The sequence below is a fragment of the Aneurinibacillus danicus genome, assembly GCF_007991215.1.
GTDB lineage: Bacteria > Bacillota > Bacilli > Aneurinibacillales > Aneurinibacillaceae > Aneurinibacillus > Aneurinibacillus danicus.
In genome coordinates this window covers 1-617 of record NZ_BJXX01000291.1, presented here as the reverse complement: position 1 = coordinate 617, position 617 = coordinate 1, and the positions used below count along the sequence as shown (strand labels likewise).

Here is a 617-nt window from a genome sequence, read left to right as displayed (position 1 = left end):
TTTCAATGAGCTCAAATTTCTCTGATGGTGTTAGGACTTCTTCTGAAACGCCTGCCTTTCTAACTCGTCTAGCTTTTTTAAGAAATCAAGTTCTGCCTCAAGGAAAGCGATTCGAGCTTGTGCCTTTTTGAGTTCCACCTCCGGTGTCGACCGCTTAGAAGAAGGACGCCCTGTACTTCCTCGTCGTTCTGTATGAAACGCACCTTCCCCTACTTCTTTATAAAGTTTACGCCATCTTTTAAGGCATTGGTTCGGCTTCTCCTTTCCAATGATCGAGAGATCAAATCCATTCTCAAGAAAAATCTGCATCGGCTCTTTATTCTTCAGATTCTCTTTGACAGCTTTTAACTTAAAATCTGGATGATAAGCAATGGAACGTTCAGAAACTTTACTCACATTAGGATTTGCCTCTAATTGTTTAATTTGGAAAGCATTGAAGATAATTTTACTCATATTTTTCTTTTCTCCTTCGTTCGTATTCATTGAGTTGATTATATCTCTGTATTTGTCGTTTCCCCATACAAAAAACCCGAATAACGGACTTTTTTTAAAGTGTCCATTATTCGGGTTACAGTTCATGCCAAGGAATCATGGGCTTATCTTCCCATTATTAGTTA

1 protein-coding gene is annotated in these 617 nt (G+C 38.4%); it reads right to left on the bottom strand.

Translation table 11 applies throughout. The annotated features are described in order from the left end of the window. Positions 1–30: 30 nt before the first annotated feature. The gene (locus tag ADA01nite_RS21795) at positions 31–453 is read right to left on the bottom strand and encodes an HTH domain-containing protein (RefSeq protein ID WP_146812518.1); all 423 of its coding nucleotides are present in this window, start codon (positions 451–453) and stop codon (positions 31–33) included. Between the last annotated feature and the right edge of the window lie 164 nt (positions 454–617).

What these genes read in the sequence shown, in the direction of transcription:
- ADA01nite_RS21795 (WP_146812518.1), bottom strand. Translation starts at nt 453, where the DNA reads ATGAGTAAAATTATCTTCAATGCTTTCCAAATTAAACAATTAGAGGCA.